Consider the following 1,014-nt stretch of genomic DNA (forward strand, 5'->3'; position numbering starts at 1 on the left):
AATCAACAGCAAACCCAGTCTGGTCATCATAATCATAAATCTCCAATTGAGAATACTCGTAAGGCGGATTGAAATGACATTCCACACCATACTCATCAATCGTGTCAAAATCATTCAATTCCAATGTCTTTTCAACATAACCAAAGAATTCATTTAAATCATCAATCTCTGATTCGTCGACATAATTCATAATGTCTTCATATTTTTTCAGATGAATAGCGGTTAAGATATTTGAGACAACCTCTATAACTTTTTTCTTTTTATAGTTTTCATCTTTCTTTATATACTTATCAAGTAATCCCATATGCTCCACCTTTCTAATCAGCTACATAATCATTTTTTTGCTATGTAAAGCTCCCATCTCCTAATAACATCCTTTAATGGCTCATCTAGATAGGAATAGGCCTTTTCCTTGATCCAATCAGGAATACCGTATGCTGCCTCAGCTATACTTCCTGTAATTGCTGCCAGTGTATCACTATCGCCACCAAGTGAGATGGCGTTTCTTATCGCATCTTCGAAATCTGTACTTTCCAGAAATGCAATAATGGCCTGAGGAACCGTTTCCTGGCATGTTTCGTTGAAATGGTATCTAGGACGGATTTCATCTAAAGTTTGGGATAAATCATATCCGAATTCCTTCTCTATATAATCCTTGATCCGTCTTTTGCACTCTGTGGGATTATCCTTAATTGGTTGCTCATAATCCCCACAATAACCTCCAAAGAAATATCTACACATAAAGATAGCATCTGTTGTTGCCATAGCGCCTTTGATCCCTTCCGGATGATTATGGGTGACCTCTGCAGAAAGGCGTGCAAGATTTCTAGTTGATGGCGTCATACCAGTTCTCGCACAAAAACCGCAGTCCATGACCCAAGCACATGGAGAAACACGCATAGCAGATCCATTTCCAAAGCTATTATAAGGCTCACGATTGTCACTATTGATCCAACTACTAAACCGAGCACCGTAGCCCGCATCGGGATACAACTTGCCGTATTTCTTCATAGC

Annotated in this window: 2 protein-coding genes; both read right to left on the bottom strand. The window is 39.1% G+C overall.

All coding sequences use genetic code 11. The features are described from left to right. Positions 1 to 304, bottom strand: a 304-nt coding sequence (locus tag GMD6S_RS11460; protein ID WP_000523680.1) for a hypothetical protein, incomplete at its 3' end; no start/stop codon positions are given. A 29-nt stretch (positions 305 to 333) separates the two neighbouring features. Next, on the bottom strand, positions 334 to 1,014 hold a 681-nt coding region (locus GMD6S_RS11465; protein ID WP_000740211.1), incomplete at its 5' end, for an ADP-ribosylglycohydrolase family protein.

It is taken from the genome of Streptococcus sp. GMD6S (assembly GCF_000297015.1).